The 1,254-nt window shown below is 42.7% G+C and carries 1 protein-coding gene; it reads right to left on the reverse strand.

Features of this window, described 5'->3' with window-relative positions; all coding sequences use genetic code 11:
* Positions 1-70: 70 nt before the first annotated feature.
* Positions 71-1,254 (reverse strand): elongation factor Tu (gene tuf, locus C8D76_RS09850; RefSeq protein WP_116632592.1); only part of this gene is annotated, 1,184 nt, incomplete at its 5' end.

The raw sequence follows: 1,254 nt of genomic DNA on the forward strand, positions 1-1,254 counted from the left end.
GCACAAAAACAAAAAGGGTATCTTTCGATACCCTTTTTAATGCTTGTTAACGTTATTTACGCAACATCAATTATTTGATGATTTTCGCTACAACGCCTGCACCTACTGTACGGCCACCTTCACGAATCGCAAAACGTAAACCTTGGTCCATCGCAATTGGGTGGATTAAGCTTACTGTCATTTTGATGTTGTCGCCAGGCATTACCATTTCCACACCTTCAGGTAATTCGATTGTACCTGTTACGTCTGTTGTACGGAAATAGAATTGTGGACGGTAACCTTTGAAGAATGGAGTATGACGACCACCTTCTTCTTTTGATAATACGTACACTTCTGATTCGAAATCAGTATGTGGAGTGATTGAACCTGGTTTCGCTAATACTTGACCACGTTCGATTTCTTCACGTTTTGTACCACGTAATAATGCACCAATGTTTTCACCTGCACGACCTTCGTCAAGTAATTTACGGAACATTTCTACACCCGTTACTGTTGTTTTCGCTGTATCTTTGATACCTACGATTTCAACTTCATCACCAGTACGGATGATACCGCGTTCTACACGACCTGTTACTACTGTACCACGACCTGAAATTGAGAATACGTCTTCAATTGGAAGAAGGAACGGTTGGTCAACTGCACGTTCTGGTTCTGGGATGTAAGTATCTAAGTGGTTTGCTAACTCGATAATTTTTTCTTCCCAAGCTGCGTCGCCTTCTAATGCTTTTAATGCTGAACCACGTACGATTGGTGTGTCATCACCAGGGAAGTCGTATTGTGAAAGTAATTCACGTACTTCCATTTCAACTAATTCTAATAACTCTTCATCATCTACCATGTCGCATTTGTTTAAGAATACGATGATGTATGGTACACCTACTTGGCGACCTAATAAGATGTGTTCACGAGTTTGTGGCATTGGGCCATCTGTTGCTGCAACCACTAAGATTGCACCGTCCATTTGCGCCGCACCAGTAATCATGTTTTTAACATAGTCCGCGTGTCCTGGGCAGTCTACGTGTGCGTAGTGGCGAGTCGGTGTATCGTATTCAACGTGTGAAGTGTTGATGGTGATACCACGTGCTTTTTCTTCTGGCGCGTTATCAATTTGGTCAAATGCGCGCGCTGCACCACCGTAGTGTTTCGCTAATACAGTTGTAATTGCTGCTGTTAAAGTTGTTTTACCGTGGTCAACGTGGCCGATTGTACCCACGTTTACGTGCGGTTTTGTACGTTCAAATTTTTCTTTAGACA

The organism is Alitibacter langaaensis DSM 22999 (assembly GCF_003096995.1).
Lineage (GTDB): Bacteria > Pseudomonadota > Gammaproteobacteria > Enterobacterales > Pasteurellaceae > Exercitatus > Exercitatus langaaensis.